Genomic DNA, 6,122 nt, shown 5'->3' on the forward strand with positions numbered 1-6,122 from the left:
CGCACTCAACGGCCAACCACCCGCCAGCCGCGTTCCCAACCTCTCGGGCCAGTACAACTAGCGCCTGCCCCGTCACGGTGCCGCCGGGGGGTTGGGGTGTCTTCAAGACCACCAAACCCCTATGTCGATCATCGCTAACCGCCGCAAACCCCTGCGGTCTTGCGGGGGTTTGCTGTCGTTGAAGACGGCTGGGGCGGGGGTTGGGTGGTCTTGAAGACTGGGGAACGTCGGCCGGGCCGGAGGGCTAGCGGGCGGTGAAGAGCAGGGCGGCGGCGAGGAGTTCGACGCAGAAGTAGAACCAGATCGGGTAGAAGGCCGTGCCTGCGTCGACCACGCGGGAGATGAGGCGGCCCAAGGCCATTCCGGCCAACGCGGCGGCGACGGCGAGGACGACTCCGGCGCGCACTCCCCCGATGTCGGCGGCGGCCAGGCCGAGCACGGCGGCGATCGCGATGCCGAAGCCGCCGTAGACCGCTCGGACCTCGGAGCGGGCCTCCGGGCTCTGCACGCGCAGGCGGAACGGCCGGGCCAGCGCGGCGGGTGCCACCAGCGCGTACCCGCCCATCGCCAGGAAGAACACGCCCACCACGGCGATCACGATCGTGTCCATGCGCGCAGCCTCGCGGCTCGCGCGGCCCACGGCTTCCGAAAACGTGCTGTAAGGCTTGTGCTACGTTTTCACCACTTACCCGGAGGAGGTCGCGGTGGAGATCCCCGTCGATGACTACGCGCTCGGCGCGGCGGTGGCGACCGATCTGGTCACGACCTCGCCGACAGTGCGCGAGAGCACGGGCGAAGCGCTGCCGACCCCGATCTCCCTCGCGGTTTTCCTTGCGGGCCATGGACTTCAGCTCGAAGCGCCACTGCCGCCGACGAAGGACGACGTCTTCCAGGTGCAGCTGCTGCGCCGCGAGGTGCGCGGGATCGTGGAGACGGAGACGGCCGACCAGGCGGTCTCGGGCTGCCGGGTCTTGCTGCGGCGCGCAGGGCTCGCGCCGGTGCTGCACCGCGCGTCGGACGGCAAGTGGCAGTGGCACGTGCCGACCGCGCCGGGGGCCTCGTTGGCCGACGAACTGGCCGCGTTCATCAGTACCGCGCTGCTCGGCGTCGTGCGCGCGCTCGGCCACGAGCGCTTCCGCGCGTGCGAAGCGCCGGGCTGCCGAGGCGTGTTCGTCGACACCAGCCGAGCAGGACGCCGCCGCTACTGCATGCCCGAGCTGTGCGGGAACCGCCACAACGTCGCCAAGCACCGTGCGAGGCGCCAAGCCAGGAGTGTGGACGCATGACCGAACCCCGGCTTCCCGGAGCGATCGAGCTGCCCGACGGCAGCTGGGTCCGTGGCCGTGGCCTGCGGCGACCGTGGCCGGAGGGGCCCACGCCGGACTTCGGCCTCTACCTCGGCGCGGGCAAATTCCTTCGCACGCAAGAAAAACGGCTCGACTGGCCGCACACGTGGATCGAGTGGCCGGACTTCTTGCTGCCGCGCGACCGCGCCTTCGCGGTGGAACAGATCCACGCACTGCACGAGCGGGCGCGCTCCGGCGAAGCGGTCGAAGTCGCGTGCGGCGGCGGAGTCGGCCGCACGGGCACGGTGTTCAGCTGCCTGGCGATCCTCGCAGGGGTCGAACCGGGCGACGCTATCGCGTGGACCCGGAAACGCTTGCACTCCAAGGCGGTCGAGACGCCGTGGCAGCGCCGCTGGGTCGCTCGGTTCGGCAGTTCGCACAAGGCCGTGTAGCTCCACCGCCACGTTCGGCAATGGACACGGGCTCGCGGGCGATCGCCCTCACACTGGCGCTCACGCACTCAGGATCGGACGATCGCCCGCCGCAACCGACATCCGCTACGGGCGATGCCGCTGCACCTTCACCGCGTGCGGGTCGATCCACAACCCGTGCGGTGACTGCTCGATCATCGGGTCGGTCCACCACACGCGGAGCCGGTCCGGCCGCGCCTCCTGGATCCGGGCCTCGCGCCACTCACCGGGCTCGTGCTCCACCCACCACACGTCGGCGAGGCACGACATGCCGTCGTTGCGCAGCACGCTCTCGGCCTGCTCGAAGTCGGAAGGCCCCGCGAGCGCGGCGGCGAACACGGTCATCGGCTGCCAGCCCGTCCCGGTCGGCACGAGCTGGCCCAGGATCTCGCCGTCGTCGTCGCGGTACACGGCGACCGGGCTCGTTCCGGTGGTCATTGGACGTACTCCTTAAAAGCAGCGATCACCTTGTCGGTCATCTCTCTCAACATCGTCAGGCCCGCGGCCTCGTCCTCCGAGCCCACGAACCCGTCCAGGTCCACGCGCTCACCCTGCTTCCACACCGCCGCCACGTGCTGCGTGTCGGAGATGTAGCGGTCAGGCTGCCCCTCGATGAGCACCAGGTCCGCGCGGAGCCCGGGCCGCACCCGCCCACGGTCGGCGAGACCGAACACGTCCGCCGTGCCCGCAGTCGCCGCGGTGAGCGCTTCCGCGGGCGGGAAACCCGCTGCCACCAAGTGCTGCAGCTCCCGGTGCAGGCTCGCGCCGGGGACGATGCCCGGGTTCGGCGCGTCGGTTCCTGCGAGCACGGGCACACCGGCCTCGCGGAGCCGCCGCACGTTGTCCACCGGCACGCGGAAGTCGGGCAGCTCCGGCGGCATCCACCGCTGTCCCTGCGCTTTCACGACCTCCAGCCAGGCCTGGCCGAGGCGCGGCCGCATGGTCAGCTCGCCCAGCAACGCCATCTGCCCGTCCGCGCCGGGAAAACCGTCCGCGATCGACAGCGTGGCGATCACCGCGACGCCGGCGTCGACGAAGGCCTGGACCTGCTCGTCGCTGAGCCGGTCGAAAGGCACGTGCGCGAACACGTCCACGCCGGTCGGCAGGAGGTCCATCGCCGCCTGCGCCGTGGTGACGTGCGCGACGACCTTGAGCCCGGCGCGGTGCCCGGCTTCGACGAGCGCGGCCACCGTCGCAACGTCCAGTGACGGCCACATCATCGGCCCGCCGCTGCCGCTCTCGTACAGGACCTTCAGGTGCGTCGCCCCCTCCGCCACGCGGTCCGCGACGAACGCCTCAGCCTCCGCAGGGCTCGTGACGCAGGGGAAGGGCGCGTACATCAGCGACGGGTGCCCGCCCGGCGCGGTCGCCCCGATGCTCGACGAGCGGACGTCCGCCGCGTTCGGCCCAGCCCCCTGCTCCATCGCTTCGCGCACGAGGCCGGGCTTGCTGAACATGTCGAGCACCGTCGTCACGCCGAACGTCGCGGCCTGCTTCGGCGTGCCGCTCAGCAGGTGCACGTGCGCGTCGATCAGACCGGGCAGCAGCGTGCCCCCGGCACCGTCGACGTGCTCGTCGCCCACCTCCAGCAGCTCGGGGCCACCCACCGCCACGATCAGCCCGCCGCGCAGGCGCACCGCGGAATCGCTGGTCACCCGCTCGCCGTCGAAGATCCTGACGTTCGTCATCGTCGTTGCCATGCGAACGACGCTAGGGACTCACGTCGCGTGAGGGTCAAGCGTTCACGGCACGGCGACTTGCCAGGCTTCCTCACTGCGCCGGAGCGCGTCGGCGCCGGGCCGCTCGCTCTTCCAGTCGTTGGCCGCGCCGGCGGCGCTGCCCTCGTCGAGGTCGGCGCGCGCGAGGAGGTCGGGATGCCGGAGCACCAGATCTCCGAGATAGGCGAGGCACAGGTCATCGGCGTCGTAGCCGCGCGAGTCCAGCACGTCGAAGCATCCCGACTCGTTCAACACCCACGTCGGCGCGACACCGTTGAGCACGGACCTGGTGGTCAGCGCCCACACGTCAGGACCTGAGGCGAACGGGAACCCGGGCTCCAGCTGTCCGACGAGCCGCCACCCGCCCGCCGGGTGCTCCGACACCGGCAGCCACGCGCGAGCCTGCCGGGTGCGGCACCCGGTGGTCGCCGCGTCGTCCCACGGCCAGCGCCCGTCCTTGTCCGGCCACACCACCTGGCGGAAGGGAACGTCGACGCCGTAGAACCGGTGCGCCGTACCGAACAGCGGGTCGTGCCAGTCGCGGTGCACCACGCGCAGCTGCGTCGGGACACCCTCGATCACGCCGGTGAACGGCACTTCCTCGCCGGGCCAGCCGTGCTCGACGCAGTGTTCGACACACGTGTTGAGCCAGTGCTGCATGTCCTCGCCGCCCAGGCCGAACATCACCAGCTCCGGCTGCCGGAAGCTGTGCCACAGACCGACGGTGTAGGTGAAGTCCACCGGTCCGGGAATCCTGAGCACGCACCAGCCCGATCGGCTGACGATGTCCGAGGTCGCCGCGTCGCGTCCGGCGGGTCGCTCCGTGCAGATCAAGCAGGAACAAGACACCGTGCGGACTGTACGCATTCCGGGGTGGCGGTGCCGGGCCGTTCGGCGGCCTCGCACTGGCAACCCCCTGATGGTTTCCCCGCGAGCCCGACCGGGTATCGGATGGGCGGATGTACCGAGTACAGCGAGGGTGTGGTCAACCATGTGGTCCCAGTCATTGGACACGTCGCAGCACTCGGACAGCGTCACCTGCGACCTCGACGCGATGAGCATGCGCGAGGTGCGCGACCGGGTGCGGGCGATGCTCGCGGGCGGAACCGGGGTGCCGGTCGACGACGCGGTGCAGGTCGTCGACGAGCTGGTCAGCAACTCCCACCGGCACGGAACGGGACCGAGGACCTGTCGGCTGAGCCTGCTGGAGCGGGGCAGACTGCGCGTGGAGGTCGATGACGGCTCGCTCGACCTGCCGAAGATCCGCAAGCCGGACACCACCGGCGGGCGCGGCCTGCTGCTGGTCGACCGGATCGCCTCGGCGTGGGGCGCCACGCGGCGCGAGCACGAGAAGACGGTGTGGGCCGAGGTCGACCTCGGCCGTCCCGGCGGGCGCGGGCGCGCCTCCCACCTGACCCGATCGAGCTGAGGGGCCGTCATGCGCAGCGCCACCGGCCTGGAGATCTCCCGCGAGCGGGTCGGTGCCGCCTGCGTGATCACGATCGGCGGAGAGATCGACTTCGACACGGCCGCTTCGTTGTGCAAGGCGGCGAACTCGTGCGTCGACGAGGTCTGCGTGCTCGACCTCACCGCGGTCACCTTCCTCGGCTCCGCCGGGCTCACAGCCCTGCTGGAGTCCACCGCGACCGCTCGCGACCGTGGAGCTTCGCTGCGCATCGTCGTCGACGGCAACCAGCCGGTGATCCGGCCGATCGAGATCACCGAGTTGGACCGCGACCTCGCGCTGTTCCACTCCGTCGGCGAAGCGCTTCAGGCTCGCGGCTTCCGATAGGCCGACGAACGGTCTAGGCCCTGTCCTGTAAGTCGCCGGGTTTGCCGGTCTTCAAGACCTACAAACCCCTACCCCAGCGGTCTTCAACGACGGCAAACCTCACGAGGCTGCTGGGTTTGCGGCGGTTAACGATGATCAACAGAGGGGTTTGGTGGTCTTGAAGACACCCCAACCCCCGGCGACACCGTGACCGGAACACACAGCGCAACCACTTGCAGGACAAGCCCTAGTCAGGTGCCGCGCGCCAGCTCCGGCCCGTGGTCGTCGGTCACGAACGACAGCGCCAAGTCCAGCCCACCCTCCCGCAGGAACATCGGTGCTGCGGGGTTGTCGTCTGGTGCTTAGGTCGGGTGGGGTTCCAGCGGGTGCCGGTTTCAGTGGCGGGTGCGGCTGGGTGCGTGGGGCGTGTCGGTTGGCTGCGTGGGGGTCGGTTTGACCTGGGGCCCCTTGCGCGTGCCGTGGTAGGCCGGGCGGGCACGGGATGGATCCCGGCCCTCGCGGACAAGCGTATGGCACGCGCACCCCAGGTAAAACCGACCCAGTTTCGCTCGCGGCTGAAAGTTGGCTTTTCCCTTAGCCTGCAACGGATTTGACGCTGTCAGAGAACGTTGTAAAATTGGAGATAGCCAACGAGGGGAGGTGTAAACATGTTGGATATCTCAGAACTCCAGACACATTTGCTAGATCATCTACAAGCACACGACGTCTACACGCTCTCCGAGAAACAGCACCTGAAGTTCCTTGCGGATCTGGAGAAGCTCTCGAATCTGGTGACAGCGGTCAAAACTGATGCCGCTACCCATGCGGAGGAGCGTGGTCTGCACACCTCGCAAGGATGTAGGAGCTTGTCGACGTT

The 6,122-nt window shown here is 69.6% G+C and carries 9 protein-coding genes; 5 read left to right on the forward strand and 4 right to left on the reverse strand.

Going from position 1 to position 6,122, the window contains the following annotated elements; genetic code table 11:
- Window positions 1-244 precede the first annotated feature (244 nt).
- Window positions 245-610 (reverse strand): DUF4345 family protein, encoded by a 366-nt coding sequence (locus ABD798_RS34190; RefSeq protein ID WP_344884678.1) that lies wholly within the window; start codon window positions 608-610, stop codon window positions 245-247.
- Between the two features lie 94 nt (window positions 611-704).
- Between ABD798_RS34190 and ABD798_RS34195 the strand changes: the two genes are divergently transcribed.
- Together ABD798_RS34195 and ABD798_RS34200 are read left to right on the forward strand one after the other, a co-directional pair.
- Complete coding sequence (locus ABD798_RS34195; protein WP_344884680.1) at window positions 705-1,286, forward strand: CGNR zinc finger domain-containing protein; 582 nt, start codon at window positions 705-707, stop codon at window positions 1,284-1,286.
- Window positions 1,283-1,738 carry a phosphatase domain-containing protein gene (locus ABD798_RS34200; protein WP_344884683.1) on the forward strand — a complete coding sequence of 152 codons (456 nt, stop codon included), beginning with the start codon at window positions 1,283-1,285 and terminating at the stop codon, window positions 1,736-1,738. Before ABD798_RS34195 ends, ABD798_RS34200 begins: the two co-directional genes overlap by 4 nt.
- Before the next feature lie 105 nt (window positions 1,739-1,843).
- Here the strand turns inward: ABD798_RS34200 and ABD798_RS34205 are convergent, their stop codons facing one another.
- The 3 genes from ABD798_RS34205 to ABD798_RS34215 are packed head-to-tail and all read right to left on the reverse strand — an operon-like array spanning window position 1,844 to window position 4,323.
- Window positions 1,844-2,194, reverse strand: coding sequence for a hypothetical protein (locus ABD798_RS34205; protein ID WP_344884686.1), 351 nt, complete (start codon window positions 2,192-2,194; stop codon window positions 1,844-1,846).
- Window positions 2,191-3,456, reverse strand: coding sequence for an amidohydrolase family protein (locus tag ABD798_RS34210; RefSeq protein WP_344884689.1), 1,266 nt, complete (start codon window positions 3,454-3,456; stop codon window positions 2,191-2,193). Before ABD798_RS34210 ends, ABD798_RS34205 begins: the two co-directional genes overlap by 4 nt.
- Before the next feature lie 42 nt (window positions 3,457-3,498).
- Window positions 3,499-4,323 (reverse strand): DUF4262 domain-containing protein, encoded by an 825-nt coding sequence (locus ABD798_RS34215; RefSeq protein ID WP_344884692.1) that lies wholly within the window; start codon window positions 4,321-4,323, stop codon window positions 3,499-3,501.
- 142 nt (window positions 4,324-4,465) lie between these two features.
- Here ABD798_RS34215 and ABD798_RS34220 point away from each other — a divergent pair, with 142 nt between their 5' ends.
- The 3 genes from ABD798_RS34220 to ABD798_RS34230 form a co-directional block, all read left to right on the forward strand.
- On the forward strand, window positions 4,466-4,903 hold the full coding sequence (locus ABD798_RS34220; RefSeq protein WP_344884695.1) for an ATP-binding protein: 438 nt from the start codon (window positions 4,466-4,468) through the stop codon (window positions 4,901-4,903).
- A gap of 9 nt (window positions 4,904-4,912) precedes the next feature.
- Complete coding sequence (locus tag ABD798_RS34225) at window positions 4,913-5,266, forward strand: STAS domain-containing protein (RefSeq protein WP_344884698.1); 354 nt, start codon at window positions 4,913-4,915, stop codon at window positions 5,264-5,266.
- A gap of 647 nt (window positions 5,267-5,913) precedes the next feature.
- On the forward strand, window positions 5,914-6,122 hold a 209-nt coding region (locus ABD798_RS34230), incomplete at its 3' end, for a hypothetical protein (protein WP_344875799.1).

Origin of the sequence: Allokutzneria multivorans (genome assembly GCF_039537405.1) — a bacterium.
Taxonomy (GTDB): Bacteria; Actinomycetota; Actinomycetes; order Mycobacteriales; family Pseudonocardiaceae; genus Allokutzneria; species Allokutzneria multivorans.